Genomic DNA, 13722 nt, shown 5'->3' with positions numbered 1-13722 from the left:
GGTGCCCGAAGGCGACACCGTCTGGAACACCGCCCGCGTGCTCGACACCCTCACCGGCCACGAGCTGACCCGTAGCGACTTCCGGGTGCCGAAGCTCGCGACGACGGACCTGTCCGGCTGGCGGGTCGCGGAGTCCGCCAGTCACGGCAAGCATCTGCTGCTCCGGCTCACCCGCGAGCCCGGCCGGGCCTTCACGCTGCATTCGCATCTGCGGATGGACGGCGCCTGGCGGGTGTACCGGCCGGGCGAGCGCTGGACCGGCCGGGCCGCGCACCTGATCCGGGTGGCGTTGCACGCGGAGCCGGCCGTCGCCGTCGGCTTCCACCTGCACGAGCTCGCCCTGGTGCCGACCGCGGAGGAGCACCGGCTGATCGGCCACCTCGGCCCCGACCTGATGGGCGACGGCTGGGACCCGGCCGAGGCGGTCGCCCGGCTCGCCGCCCGGCCCGACCGGCACATCGCCGACGCGCTGCTCGACCAGCGCAATCTCGCCGGCATCGGCAATTTGTACAAAGCGGAGGTGCTGTTCCTGCGCGGCGTCAACCCGTGGACGGAGGTCGGCGCGGTGCCGGACCTGCCGGCGATGGTCGGTCTCGCGCACCGGCTGCTCAATTCCAACCGGGGCCGGTGGACGCAGACGACGACCGGTTCGCTGCGCCGGGGGGAGACCAACTGGGTGTTCGAGCGCTCCGGACGCGCTTGCCGCAGGTGTGGTACGACCATCGAACGCTGGACCGGCGGCGACCATGACCGGATCACCTACTGGTGCCCGCACTGCCAGCCGGTTGTCGGAGCGCCACCCGGCCCGTAGGCTGCGAACCCGCTGGTCACCGCGCTTTCGCGGCGGCGCAGGGCGAGGGAGAAAGCGGACGTGCAGGGACTTCACCGGCTCGGTGCCACGGATCGGACGTTGCTGTGGGGCACCGCGGCGCTGATCGCGTTCACGCTCGGTGCCGTCACCGTCGCCCGGTCCAGCGGCGGGCCGGGCGTGGGCGGCACCGACGAGGCACGGCTCTGCTACAACTCGGCGGGCGTCGGCTCCGCGTGCCTGCCGTCGGCCCCGGCGGAGTTCGAGCCGGTCGCCGTCCCGTCCTCGACAGGGTCGCCGGCTCCCCCTGCCCCTCCCCCGGTGTCATCCCCGGCCGGGACACCGTCGCCGGCTCCCTCGGGCTCCACGGTCGTGGTCAAGCCGCCCGTGACCACCCGGCCGCCCGCTCCCAAGAAGACCGGGCCCGCCGCCTGGGCCGCCGGCGTCGCCTACCGGGCCGGTGCGCAGGTCACCTACCGGGGCGGCGTCTATGCCTGCCTGCAGCCGCACACGTCGCAGAGCGACTGGTCGCCGGTCGCGGCACCCGCGCTGTGGAGCCGAATGTCGTGAGGTTTACGCCCGCGCAGTGATCATTGCGGGCACGCTGTAGGGTCTTGGGCGTGACGCTGGGTGTGGTGTTGTACCGGTGGATCACCGGCTGAGCCGGCGGGGCCTGTTCGTCGGCTCGGCGGCCGCGTTTCTGGCTTCCGCGCTCGGCGCCTGCGACGGGACCCCGCTCATCACGCCGAGCCCGACGCCGACGGTGCGCCCGCCGGACGGCACGCCGCTCGCCGTCTGGGAGCTGACCGGCGGGCTCGTCGGCACGGCGATGCTCGCGCTGAAGGCGCCCCGGCTCGTCGTCTTCGGTGACGGTGACGCGATCGCCGACGCCGCGTACCGGTCCCGGCTGGACCCCGACCAGTTGCAGAGCCTCGCCTCCGGCCTGGTCACCGATCTCGGCTCCGACGACGCGAAGAAGCCGCGCAGCGCCGCCCCCGCGACGGCCGGCGCGCCGGTGACGAAGGTGACCGCCTGGTCGCCGGCGGGCACGCTCACGTTCACCGCCGAGGGTCTCGACGAGCTCAAGACCGACCACGTGTACGCCGACGTCCTCTACGACGCCCGTGACCGCCTCGCCGCGGTGCACAAGTCGGTGGCGGCGACGGCGCAGCCGTACCTGGCGGACCGGGTCAGGCTGGTCACCATGCCGGTCGACGGCGAGCCGGCCACGGTCAGCACCTGGCCGGCCGACGTGACGCTGCCGGCGGCCGACGCGGGCGGGCTGCGCAAGGCGGACCTGTCCGGCGACGCCGCCCGGGCGGTGGTCCGGGCGTTGACCCGTGACCTGGACCAGCGCGGCGCGTGGCCCGCCTACCAGACGACGGCGGGCGAGACGGTCCGGGCCAGCTGGCGTTACCTGCTGCCCTACGAGTAGCCCCGGGCCGCGCCGTGCGGTCAGGCAGTGGTCGGCCGCGGCACGGTCCGCAGGTCCGACAGCGCCTCGGCGACACCCTTCAGGAACGCCGTCGCGTCCGCGAGGTTGCCGATCGTGGCGCTGTCCTCCGCGACGCACCCGGCCGCCGCCGTGACGAACTGCTCGTATGCCGTGACGCCCTGCTCCAGCTGCGCCGCCAGGGCCGCGTGCGCGGGACGCAGCGACTCGCCTGCCGCGCCGAGGCCCATGGCCCGCTCGACCGACGCGGTCCGCTGGGCGAGGTCCCGCAGCGACTGCTCGGCGAGGGTCGCGTCGAGCACCGCCGCCTCCGCGTGCGGGCCGAGCCGCCCGACCAGCCCGGACAGCATCGTCGAGGCCCGGTCGAGGCGCCGCCACGGCTCGGCGACGGTGAGGCCGCGCAGCTTGAACGAGTCGCGTTGCCGGCCGAACTCGGCGATCGCGGTGCGTCCCGCGGGCATGCGGGCGACGATGCCGACGAGCTTCTCCTTGGTCTGGGCGCCGATCACGGCCGGGTCGGGCTCCGGCGGCACCGGCAGCGCCCGGAAGGCGCGCAGGTCGATCCACCGCCAGACGGCGATCGCGATCGAGCCGCCGGCTCCCGCGGCCCAGAACGCGTCGGGCAGCCCGAGGCCGCTGTACGGCACGAGGACCGCGGTGGCGCCGGTGAGCAGCCCGGCCCGCACGGACCAGCCGCGCGCGGAGCGGTGCAGCTTCCGCAGTCGCTTCAGGTGCTTGGTCCGGTCCGATGCCATGGCCCCCGCTCTCCTTTCAGAAGGGTGCGTCGTCAGCTCGCGCTGGCGGCGTCCCCGGCCTGCTTGTCCTTGCTCAGCCCGGCCCGGATCTCGTCCAGGCGGGCGACGCTCGCGTCCTTCGGGCCGGCGGCCGTCGCGGACGGCGTGCCGGGCGCGGCGGCGAGCTGCTCGCCGGCCATGCTCGCGCGGATCTGGTCCAGCCGGGAGCTGCCGGCCATGTCGAGCGTGGTGCGCTGGACCTCCAGCATCCGCCCCTCGACGGAGTTGGAGGCGAGCTCGGCGCGGCCCATCGCGTTGGCGTAGCGGCGCTCGATCTTCTCGCGCACCTCGTCCAGCGACGGCGTGTTGCCGGGGGCGGCGAGGCCGCTCATCGACTCCAGGGACTTCGCGACGGTCTCCTGCATCTTGGCCTGCTCGAGCTGGCTGAGCAGTTTGGTGCGCTCGGCGAGGCGCTGCTGCAGCAGCATCGCGTTGTTCTCCACCGCGCGGCGGGCCTGCGCGGCCGCGTTGAGGGACTGGTCGTGCAGCGTCTTCATGTCTTCCATGCCCTGCTCGGCCGCGACGAGCTGGGTGGCGAAGATCTGCGCGGTCTGCTCGTATTCGGCGGCCTTCGCCTCGTTGCCCTCGGCACGGGCCTTGTCGGCGAGCAGGAGCGCCTGCCGGGCGGAGCCCTGCAGCTTCTCGACCTCGCCCATCTGCCGGGACAGCCGCATCTCGAGCTGCCGCTGGTTGCCGATCACGGCCGCGGCCTGCTGCACCAGGGCCTGGTGCTGCCGCTGCGCGTCCTCGATCGCCTGCTGGATCTGCACCTTCGGATCGGCATGCTCGTCGATCTTGGCGCCGAAGAGCGCCATCAGGTATTTCCAGCCCTTAACGGCGGGATTGGCCATCTCGCGGTCCTCTCTGCGCCTGCACTACGAAGGTGCGCCTTCCATCGTGTCAGGCGAGCGCTAGAGCGTCACGCCCGATGGGTGGTCAAACGGGGGAAGAAACCGGTTATATCTGTACAAATGGCGCGCACCTCAGGGTGATCTCAGGGAAGCGCACTACTGCGCCTGCCCTCCCGCCAGGGTCGTCCGCGACAACCGCTCCGCCTCGGCCAGCCCCTGCCTCAACCCTTCCAGGTCCCCGGTGAGCTCGGCCACCTTCACCGCGGTCAGCGACGCCCCGCCGTCCGACGTCGCGTGCAACGCGAGCAGCTCCGCCATCCGCGCGACGAGGCCTTCCAGCCCCAGTACCGCCGCCTGCATCCGAGCCAGGAGCATCTCGCGGGCGTCGTGCAGCCGGCGGGCCACGTCGAGCTGGTCGGTCACCGCGCGCAGCGCCCGCTCCCGCTCGGCCCGCAGCGGCCCCGGCGCCAGGCCCTGCAGCCCGCGCCGCAGCTGCGCCCGGTCGTGCTCCAGGCGCGCCAGGTCGATGCCGGCCGCCGTCCGCTCGATCACGGTGACCTGACCGGCGAGCTTGGCGAGATCGTCGAGCGCCTCGGCCGCCTGCCCGTCGACCCCGGCGACCTGCGCCCGCACACCGGCGTCGGCCGGGCTCTCCGCTTGCCGGTGCAGCGTCTGTACGGCCACCCGGGCCCGCTGCGACCACCGGTCGGCGTCGCCACCGCGGGACGGGGCAGGCAGGCCCGGCACCGTGAGCGGCCGCGCGGGCGTGCGGTCGGTGAGCACGCCGAGCCCGACCCGGATGCCGTAGACGGCCGCGGCGACGGCGAGGCCCACCGGCACCCCGGCCAGCAGCCCGGCCGGGGACAGGGCAGCGGCGACGGCACCGCCCAGGCCGCCCAGCACACCGGCCGCGACGAGCCCCCACGGCTCGGTCAGCTGCTCCCTCGCACCCACTCGCCCTCCAGGGATCAGAAGTTGCTCAGGACGTTCACGAGCACCTTGTCGATGGTGGTCGGGTCACTCGCGTCGTACGCCGCGGCCCGCGACGCCGCCGAGATCCGCTGCAGGACACCGAGGTCGGCCTGACCGCCGTACGCGATGGTGAACACCCGCACCGGGACCTCCTTCTCGGCCGTGTCGACGTCGCGCACCAGCGCGGCCAGGTCGCTGTCCTTGGCGTACTCGTTCTTGCCGTCGGTCAGCACCACCACCGCGTTGATCCGGGACGGGTCCGCCGACGCCGCGAGCTTCTGCTGCGCCGCGCGGGTCGTCGCGTACAGCGCCGTCCCGCCCTCGGCGCTCAATCCCTTGACGACCTGCTCGATCTTCGCCCGGTTCGCCGACAGCGCACCGACCTCGACCCGCGACATGTACGGCGTCGCCGCCCCGCCGACCTCGGTCGAGAACGTCCACAGGCCGACCTCGTCGTCCGGCGCGAGCAGCCCCAGCGCCTGCAGCGCCGCCGACTTCGCCAGCTCCAGCCGGGTCTGGAGATTGCTGCCGGCGCTGGTGTTCATCGAACCCGACACGTCCAGCACCAGCAGCACCCTGGCCCGCTTGCGCTGCGAGTCCCAGGTCTTGAGCGCCCTGTCCAGCACCACCGGCGACGGCGGGTCGATCACCGTGAACGCCGCGTCCGGCAGCAGCCCATTCGCCCTGCTCAGTCCCGCGCCGCCCTTGCCCTCGTACGTGCGGAAGGCCGCGTCGGTGAACCGCCGCTGCCGCTCGGGGTCCCGCACGAACGCCAGGAAGTCCTCGGCGGCCGCCTTCTGCTCGTCGCTCGCGGTGCTCAGCACGACGAACGGGTGGTCCGACAGGAGCGTGCCCTCCTTGGGGTACACCGCGACCAGCGGCACCCGCGGCTTCGCGCCCTTGCCCGCGAGGGCCGGGTCACCGGTCGGGTTGCCCTGGTTGAAGTCGTAGACCGACTTCTCCTCGATCGCGACCGCGCTGATGTAGTTGAGCCCGCGCCCGGCCTGGTCGGCGGCCGCGAGGTTGGACAGGAACGTCAGCGTCGTGTCGCCGTAGTGCACCACGCCCGACTCGACCGACCGGACGTACTGCAGCACCTTCGGGTCGGCGAGGTCCTTCTCGGTCAGGTCCGTCGACCGGCCCGTCGCGGCGAAGTACGCGCCGACGGTCGCGTTCAGCCCGGACGTGGAGAAATGCGGGTTGGTCTTGCCGAGCTTGAACCGGCCCCACTCCGGGTGCCCCTTGGAACCCCAGCCCTGCGGGTCGTTGCTCAACCCCAGCACGTCCGACCAGCCGATCGGCTTGTCCGGCCAGCCCAGCGCCTCGGCCATCGGCTTGGGCAGGGCGAGCACCAGCGGCGACTGCGCCACCGTCGGGATCTTCCCGTCCGGCACCAGGCCGCCCTTGTCCGTCACGGACAACCGCTGCCGCAGCAGCTCCACCCACGACGAGGCCGCGGGCGTCCACACCTGCGGGACCGGCCCGTCCCGGCCCTCGTCCCAGCCGGCCGCCAGCGCGTCGAGGGCCGCGCCGGACGCCTTCGACGTCACGTGCGGGTCGGTGCACTTCCCGCCGAACCGCCGGTCCGCCCGGATGTACTCGTCGGCCATCTGCCCGAGCAGCGCCGCCTTCTCACTCGACGCGCTGATCTCGAGCGGGACGCACCCCTCACGCCGCTGCGCCGACCGCCCCTCCGGATCGCCGCCGCCGCTGTCCCGCTTGGCGAGCACGATGTACACGCCGAGGATCGCGACGATCCCGACCACGATCGCGATCACGATCGGAAGAGGATTGCGTCGCCGGGCCGGGGCGGGGAAGGTCACGGGTCGCCTCCACGAGGTTGATCACGCCGTCCGGCGTGTGACCAGTGTGGCAGGTGCGCTCTACGCCACCCGCCCACCTGCGCCTCCGCAAGCCCCCACCCGCCCCTGCGGGCCTGATGGAAGCTCTTGAACCAGCGACGGCGGCGCGCCACGACGTCGGCACCTCGACGGCGGCGCCGGGACGAACGGATCGCGTCATGGTCGTTTTGTTTTGCACCAGCGACGGCGGCGCGCCACAACACAGGTACCTCGACGGCGGTCAGGGGTGAGCGCGGAGGTGGGACGTCACCCCAGGCACGGCACCCAGGGTGACCACGCCACCCCATCGCGCGGCCGCCAGGCCGCGCGGAACCATCGGCCCAGCGAATGGCCGCCCCCACACGGGCCGGAGAACCGTAAGCGCCGTCGCTGGTTCCATACCCACGATGGGCTGAGCTGTTGAACCCGAACGACGGGCATGCGGCAGCCGGCGATCGGCGTCATGGGCACGTCGCTGCGAGCTTGCGGTCAGGTTGTGGTCACGCTGCGACCATGTCCGGTCCAGCGCACATGTCGTGGGGTCAGGCGGCGTAGACGACTTCCCGCGGGTTGCGCGTGGCGCGCAGCGTGGTGCGGAGCGGGCCGTCGTGGTGGACCGCGACCGACAGCTTCGCGTCCACGCTGACCTTGGACTTCGGCGCGCCCCGGCCGCTGATGCGGGCCTCCGGCGCCGATGGTCCCGCGGCGGCGGGAGCGGGCTCCGGCACGGCGGACTCCGACGCGGCGTCGGGCGCACCCACCGGGACGAGCACGCGTGGCAGGTCCTCGGCCGTGGCGAGCGTGTCGCTCACATCGCGCAGCACCTCGGACAACGCGGCCCCGAGCGCCTCACAGATGGCGGCCAGCAGCTCGCTGGACGCCTCCTTCTGCCCGCGCTCGATCTCGGACAGATAGCCGAGACTGACGTTGGCGGCGGTCGACACCTCGCGCAGGGTCCGGTGCTGGGCCTGCCGCCGCGCACGCAGCGCGTCACCGATCACTCGACGAAGCAGCACCTTGGCACCCCCTCTGAGGCAGTCCGCGAATGGCTTGCCCGCGAAAACTGGTACCCGCCACGGTACCTGGTGCGGCGCCGATCGACACCCTACCCCGCCGTTATCGCGAGGTGATGGTGATCGCGAGCCGCTCGGCGAGGAGCGTGACGGCAGCGTCGACGGCCCCGGAACGCACCTGCGGGCGGTCACCCGGGAGGGTGAGTTCGCGGACCGCGGCATGTTCGGGGAGGGGTCCGGCGACGGCGACGTAGACCCGGCCGACGGGCTGGTCACCCTGCGGATCAGGGCCCGCGACGCCGGTCGTGGCGGCGGCCCAGTCGGCGCCGCAACGCTCCCGGGCCCCGGCGGCCAGGGCGGCCGCGACGGACGGATCCACGGGTCCGTGTGCGTTCAGCAGCGGCGTCGGTACGTCCAGCAACGCCGCCTTCAGTTCGGTCGCATACGCGACGACGGCGCCGCGGAACACCGCGCTCGCTCCTGCCACCGCGACGAATTCGGCGGCGAGGAGCCCGCCGGTGAGCGATTCGGCGACGGCGAGCGTCTCACCCCGGGACTTGAGGGTGGCGAGGACGTCCGCCGCGGCGGTCATGCGTCCTCGCTCCGCTCCGGGCGCCTGACCCACAACCGACCCGCCCATGACCGGCCCGAGCCGCTGCGCTGGCCGGTCGGTCATGCGACGGGCTCGTCCGCGGCCGGGGCGACGGCGGGCGCCGCGACCGGGGCGCTGAGCATAGGGTCCTGCGGCGCCAGGCGGTCGGTGCCGCCGAAACCGTCCTGGCCGCCGCCGGCGGCTCCGTCGGAGTTCCCCGCGCGCCGGCGCAGGGAGTCGCGGCGCACCCGGTACGCCCGCAGGACGTAGTCGAGGCCGGTGACGACGGTCACGATGAGCGCGCCGGCCATGAGCCACGGACCGACCGCGGCGAGCCAGTCGGGCAGCGGGGTGAGATACCACCCGATCGCGAGGATCTGCAGCGCCGTCTTCGCCTTGCCGCCCCGGCTCGCGGGGATGACGCCGTGCCGGATCACCCAGAAGCGCAGGGCGGTGACCCCCCACTCGCGCACGAGGATGAGGACGGTCACCCACCAGGGCAGCCGCTCGTACAGCGACAGCAGGACCAGCGCCGCGCCGGTGAGGGCCTTGTCGGCGATCGGGTCCAGGACCTTGCCGAACGAGGTGACCAGGTTGTGGGTGCGGGCGACCCACCCGTCGACGTAGTCCGTCGCCGACGCGACCACGAAGGTGAGGCCCGCCGCGAGCTGCCAGCCGGTGTCGGTCATCCGGCCCGCGACGACGAAGACGACGAAGACCGGGACGAGCACCATCCGCACGACGGTCAGGACGTTGGCCGCGTTGAGCAGAGGGACGGGCTTCACCACCGTCATGAGTCCGCCGGACTGATCATCTCGATCGGGACGGCGACCAGGTCGACGCCGACGCTGTCGACGACCTTGGCCCGGACCAGGTCGCCGGGGCGCAGCTGGAACGGGTCGAGCCCGTCCCCGGCGACGAGGGTGGTGGAGCCGTCGACCTCTGGCGCCTGGTGCGCGGCGCGGCCCTCGACCGAGTCGTCGAGCTGGTAGTCGACGAGGACGTCGACGTGCGAGCCGATCCGGTCGGCGGCCCGCTGCGCGCAGAGCTCCTCGGCGAGGGCGCTCATCCAGTCGTACCGCTTCTTGATGTCGCTCTCGGACACCTTGTCGGGCAGGTCGGCGGCCTCGGTGCCGTCCTCGTCGCTGTAGTCGAACACGCCGACCGCGTCGAGGCGGGCCTCGGTGAGGAAGCGGGCCAGCTCGTCGACGTCCTCGCGGGTCTCGCCGGGGAAGCCGACGATGACGTTGCTGCGGGCGCCGGCGTCGGGGTCGAGCTTGCGGACCGACTCGAGCAGCTCCAGGAAGCGCTCGGTCGAGCCGAAGCGACGCATCCGCCGCAGCACGGGCTCGCTGGAGTGCTGGAACGACAGGTCGAAGTAGGGCGCGACGCCCGGCGTGGTGGCGATCGCCTCGACCAGGCCGGGGCGGGTCTCGGCGGGCTGGAGGTAGGACACCCGGACCCGGACGATCCCGCTGACGGCCGCGAGCTGCGGCAGGAGACGCTCCAGCAGGCGCGGGTCGCCGAGGTCCTTGCCGTACGACGTGGAATTCTCGCTCACGAGGACGAGCTCCCGGACGCCGGTGGACGCGAGCCACTCGGCTTCAGCGAGGATCTCGTCGGGGGTCCGGGACACGAACGCGCCACGGAACGACGGGATCGCGCAGAACGTGCACCGCCGGTCACAGCCGCTGGCCAGCTTCAGCGGCGCGACCGGTCCCTTCTCCAGGCGCTGCCGCATCACGCCGCGCAGGTGCGCCGGCAGGTTGCCCGCGGCGTGTCCCGGCACGACCACCTCGGCCGTCGCCGCCTGCTGCCGGGCGACCGGGGTCAGCGGGAGCAGGGTGCGCCGGTCGCGGGGCGCGTGCGACGCGATCGTCTCGCCGGCGAGGATCGCGTCGAGACGCGCCGCCATGTCCGGATAGTGGTCGAAGCCGAGCACCGCGTCGGCCTCGGGCAGCTCCCCGGCGAGCTGCTCGCCGTAGCGCTCGGCGAGGCATCCGGTCGCGACGACCTTGGCGCCGGTGTCGGCCGCCGCGAGCAGCGTGTCGATCGAGTCCTGCTTCGCCTTGGCGACGAACCCGCAGGTGTTGACGACGACGACGTCGGCGTCGGTGCCGTCGGTGGTGACCGCCCAGCCACCGGCGGCGAGCCGGGCCGCCAGCTCCTCGGAGTCCACCTCGTTGCGGGCGCAGCCGAGGGTGAGCAGGGCGACGCGACGCTCAGCGTTGGTGGGCATGCTGTCGAGGGTACCGGGCGGATCGGGGCTCAGGCTGCGGGGAAGGGGTCGCGGAACGTGAACGCATCGGGTGACGCCCCGTTGCGCCGCAGCAGGTCCAGCCGCTGCCCCGCCTCGACCACGGTGGGAACGTGCCCAGCCGGGATCCACCAGTTGACGGCATACACGTCCCCGAGTGGCACGAACCACTCGCGCCGCCGTCGCAGCACGTCGAGGTGACCGCTGCGGAACGTGAAATCGCGCAGCGCGTCGAGGCTCTCCCACACCGACAGGTTGACGATCAGGTCGTCCCCGAACGGCCGCAGCGACGTCGCGTCGGCGCCCCCCTCGTCCACGAGCCGCCAGACGAACCCGGGCCACCCGTCGGCGAGGGCGTTGATGCGGTCCAGGTCGCCGTAGAAGCCGGCCATGCGGGGGTCGTCCTTGGGCCCGACGGTCCGCCCGATGTTGAGCTGCGCGAGGTGTGAGGTCATGCCGGCATTCTAAAACCAGTAGTCATTGTTTTTGGTACCGCTGAACGGTCACACAGCACCCCTCCGGCCGGGGATCGATGCTCACGCGGTCACCGAGAGCCCCCTCCAGCATCGCGAGATTCGCCCCGCACACGAGCGCCGCATGGGTCCTCGCCACACCGTCGAACGGGCAGTTCCGCAGCCGCCACACGGCACCGTCCTCGTACGGCTCGTACCCCAGGCCCCTGAGCAGCGCCTCGTCGTCCTCCGGGCTCCCCGGCGCCAGCCGGGCCCCCTGCCGGCGGGCGGCCTCGTACAGGACCGGCTCGATCCCCGCCTCCTCGACGGCGTCGGCGAACACGGTCGCCAGAGTCCGGTAGTCCCGCGGCGGCAGGCTCAGCTCATGCTCGGCGGCGGCCCTCCTGTACAGCTTCGACGGTCGCCCCGAGCCCGGCCCGCTGCGCCCGTTGACCCGCGCGAACGACACCTCGACGAGCCCCGCCTCGGCCAGCCGGTCCAGATGGTGCGCCGCGAGGTTCCGCCCGATGCCGAGCGCGTCCGCGACCGCGTTCCGGCTGACCGGCGCCCCGGCAGCGGCCACGTGCTCGTACACGGCCCGGCGCTGCGGCTCGGCGAGCGCGGCGATCGCTGCGGCATCCACCCGACCAACTATCCCAGCAGGGCCGCCACCACCGTCAGGGTCACCATCGACACCGCCGTCGAGGCGACGACCGCGTCACGGGGGAAGCGGCCGTCGACCCCGTACGCGCGGGCGAACACGAACGTGTTCTGCGCCGTCGGCAGCGCCGAACACAGGACCGCCGCGAACACCGCGTCGCCGTGCAGGCCGAAGACGTACCTGGCGAGCACGAGGCACACGACCGGCTGCACACACGACTTGAGCAGCACCGACAACGCCACCTCGGCGGGCCGGGCCGGAATCTGGTCGGGGGCGGCGGTGCGTACCAGCGACAACCCCAGAGCGACGAGCGCCGACGGCACGGCCGCGTCGCCCAGCAGCGTGACCACCCCGGCCAGCAGCCGCGGCAGGTCCACCCCGGCGGCGCCGAGCAGCACCCCGGCCACACAGGCCAGCATGACCGGACTGCGCAGCGGCACCGTGGCCAGCCGCCGCCACCGCCCCGCCCCCTGCTCGTGCCGGGCGAGGTCGAGCGTCCCCAGGATCACCGGCGTCAGGACCGTCGTCTGGATCAGCAGCACCACCGCGATGAACGACGCGTCCCCGAGCACCTGCACCGCCACGGGGATGCCGAGGTTGCCCGCGTTGACGTACCCGGCCGCCATCCCGGCGATGGCCTGCTCCCCCAGCGGCCGGTGGAACACCCACCGCGCGACACCGATGCCGACCGCGCCGACCACGACCGTCGCCCCCGCGAACGCGGCGACCCCTCCACCCGCGAGCCCCGTGATCGGCTGCCTGGTCAGCGTGTCGAGCAGCGCCGCCGGCATCGCCACGTAGAACACGAACCGCCCGAGCACGTCGACCGCGCCGAACCCGAGGACACCCGTGCGCCCCGCCACGTACCCGACGCCGGTGAGTGCCCAGATCGGCACGAACGCCGCTAACACGCCCGCACCGGACGATCCCGGGCCGGCGGCGGCTGGTGACCCGTCACCGGCAGGTCCCGGCGGTCCGGGGGCAGCATGCCTGCCCTGCCTGCCCGTCCGCCCACGTCACGTCACCTCGCCTGTCGCCGTGCCGCCCTCTCCCCCGGACCTTCGCACCCGTCCACCCGGCGGCTGCCGCATCCCCCGCCCGGAGTGCGCAACAGCACTGGCTTGCGCCGCGACCGGTTGCCCCACGCCCGTGGACCTCTTGCCGACCCCGCCGGGCGGACCCTGCCCGTCGTGCACCTCGCACACGTCCTGCGGACTTGCACGAGCCGCCTCCGCGGGACGGGCAGATCACCGCCCTCGAAGGCCCGACGTACGCGGCGCAGACCGGCCGGCGGCTCGCGGTCTTCGCGGCCGAGGCCATGCGCACCCGGCGCCCGTGTGGCGGCGTATCCGGCCACTGCCGGTCGGACCACCGTCATCACGACCCGGCATGTACTGCCGCGACGATCCGGGCCCGCAGGTTCGTGGTCGACCGGGGCGGACCAAGGGCCATCCGCGGCTGCTCGGCCGCCGCGCGGGCAGCGGACGATCCCCTCGACCGGCTTCGTGGCCGCCGGGTCTGCGTGGCGGTCCGGCGGCCACGGGCGGAACGGAGCCTCGCAGCCCCCGGGCATCACGAGGGCACCGACGACCGTCGACACCTCACCGGCACGGCCCGCGCCACCGGACCCGCCGCGCCGGAAGCACTCACCACCAGGAACGCGAACCGAGCAGCGGCGCAGCCGACCGCCACCGACAATCGCCTGCACCTCACCCGGCTCGGCCAGCGCCGCGCCGTCAACCCCTCACCACCAGGACCACTGGCCGACAGGAACAGCGCGACCCGGCCGGTGCAACGGGCCGGCCCGCGACGGCACACGCGTCCGGTGCGGTGGGCGACCTCAAGCGTGATCGGGAAGTCGCCGTGGTCGCGGGCGACGTCGAGCAGCGATGGTCGGCATCTCACGGCGGACGAGCCGGGTGCGCTGCTGGGCCGACCGCTGCCGCAGCTGCCACACCGGCTGGCGGTGGCAGGCCCGCGAGCCCCTGGCGTCCGCACCACCCGAGAACGGGTCGCGGCGAGACAGGA

The 13722-nt window shown here is 73.5% G+C and carries 13 protein-coding genes and 1 pseudogene; 3 read left to right on the top strand and 11 right to left on the bottom strand.

Annotation, left to right across the window (positions count from 1 at the left end):
* Position 1 precedes the first annotated feature (1 nt).
* The 3 genes from ACZ6TV_RS05140 (at position 2) to ACZ6TV_RS05130 (ending at position 2243) form a co-directional block, all read left to right on the top strand.
* A complete protein-coding gene (locus tag ACZ6TV_RS05140; protein ID WP_465295538.1) occupies positions 2-811 on the top strand; it encodes a DNA-formamidopyrimidine glycosylase family protein in 810 nt (269 codons plus the stop codon).
* A gap of 60 nt (positions 812-871) precedes the next feature.
* A complete protein-coding gene (locus ACZ6TV_RS05135) occupies positions 872-1378 on the top strand; it encodes a carbohydrate-binding protein (RefSeq protein WP_465295536.1) in 507 nt (168 codons plus the stop codon).
* A gap of 76 nt (positions 1379-1454) precedes the next feature.
* A complete protein-coding gene (locus tag ACZ6TV_RS05130) occupies positions 1455-2243 on the top strand; it encodes a hypothetical protein (protein WP_465295534.1) in 789 nt (262 codons plus the stop codon).
* Positions 2244-2263: 20 nt separating this feature from the next.
* Here ACZ6TV_RS05130 and pspM read toward each other — a convergent pair whose 3' ends face one another.
* From pspM to ACZ6TV_RS05075, 11 genes and pseudogenes are all read right to left on the bottom strand, one after another.
* Positions 2264-3016: a phage shock envelope stress response protein PspM gene (gene pspM / locus ACZ6TV_RS05125; RefSeq protein ID WP_465295532.1), complete on the bottom strand. Its 753-nt coding sequence runs from the start codon at positions 3014-3016 to the stop codon at positions 2264-2266.
* A gap of 32 nt (positions 3017-3048) precedes the next feature.
* Entirely contained in the window at positions 3049-3906 is an 858-nt protein-coding gene (locus tag ACZ6TV_RS05120) for a PspA/IM30 family protein (protein WP_465295530.1), read from the bottom strand.
* Positions 3907-4062: 156 nt separating this feature from the next.
* A complete protein-coding gene (locus ACZ6TV_RS05115; protein WP_465295528.1) occupies positions 4063-4860 on the bottom strand; it encodes a hypothetical protein in 798 nt (265 codons plus the stop codon).
* Between the two features lie 14 nt (positions 4861-4874).
* A complete protein-coding gene (locus ACZ6TV_RS05110) occupies positions 4875-6656 on the bottom strand; it encodes a substrate-binding and vWA domain-containing protein (protein ID WP_465295526.1) in 1782 nt (593 codons plus the stop codon).
* Positions 6657-7261: 605 nt separating this feature from the next.
* Positions 7262-7735, bottom strand: a complete 474-nt coding sequence (locus ACZ6TV_RS05105) for a helix-turn-helix domain-containing protein (RefSeq protein WP_465295523.1) — start codon at positions 7733-7735, stop codon at positions 7262-7264.
* 100 nt (positions 7736-7835) lie between these two features.
* Positions 7836-8324: a CinA family protein gene (locus ACZ6TV_RS05100; RefSeq protein ID WP_465295521.1), complete on the bottom strand. Its 489-nt coding sequence runs from the start codon at positions 8322-8324 to the stop codon at positions 7836-7838.
* A gap of 239 nt (positions 8325-8563) precedes the next feature.
* Positions 8564-9118, bottom strand: a pseudogene (pgsA, locus tag ACZ6TV_RS05095) (CDP-diacylglycerol--glycerol-3-phosphate 3-phosphatidyltransferase); the annotation flags it as partial.
* Positions 9115-10563, bottom strand: a complete 1449-nt coding sequence (gene rimO, locus ACZ6TV_RS05090; protein WP_465295519.1) for a 30S ribosomal protein S12 methylthiotransferase RimO — start codon at positions 10561-10563, stop codon at positions 9115-9117. The gene rimO and the pseudogene pgsA, both read right to left, overlap by 4 nt.
* Before the next feature lie 29 nt (positions 10564-10592).
* A complete protein-coding gene (locus ACZ6TV_RS05085; protein ID WP_465295517.1) occupies positions 10593-11036 on the bottom strand; it encodes a DUF3291 domain-containing protein in 444 nt (147 codons plus the stop codon).
* 22 nt (positions 11037-11058) lie between these two features.
* Positions 11059-11676 carry a helix-turn-helix transcriptional regulator gene (locus ACZ6TV_RS05080; protein WP_465295515.1) on the bottom strand — a complete coding sequence of 206 codons (618 nt, stop codon included), beginning with the start codon at positions 11674-11676 and terminating at the stop codon, positions 11059-11061.
* Between the two features lie 8 nt (positions 11677-11684).
* Positions 11685-12605, bottom strand: coding sequence for an AEC family transporter (locus ACZ6TV_RS05075; RefSeq protein ID WP_465295513.1), 921 nt, complete (start codon positions 12603-12605; stop codon positions 11685-11687).
* Positions 12606-13722: the final 1117 nt, after the last annotated feature.

This window comes from Dactylosporangium sp. NPDC051087 (assembly GCF_055586325.1).
The sequence above is the reverse complement of the archived record's forward strand: the minus strand, read 5'-3'. Positions and strand labels throughout refer to the sequence as shown.

Bases quoted from the DNA above. Each gene is read 5' to 3' on its own strand.
- pspM (WP_465295532.1), bottom strand. From the start codon at position 3,016: ATGGCATCGGACCGGACCAAGCACCTGAAGCGACTGCGGAAGCTGCAC.
- ACZ6TV_RS05120 (WP_465295530.1), bottom strand. From the start codon at position 3,906: ATGGCCAATCCCGCCGTTAAGGGCTGGAAATACCTGATGGCGCTCTTC.
- ACZ6TV_RS05100 (WP_465295521.1), bottom strand. From the start codon at position 8,324: ATGACCGCCGCGGCGGACGTCCTCGCCACCCTCAAGTCCCGGGGTGAG.
- rimO (WP_465295519.1), bottom strand. From the start codon at position 10,563: ATGCCCACCAACGCTGAGCGTCGCGTCGCCCTGCTCACCCTCGGCTGC.
- ACZ6TV_RS05085 (WP_465295517.1), bottom strand. From the start codon at position 11,036: ATGACCTCACACCTCGCGCAGCTCAACATCGGGCGGACCGTCGGGCCC.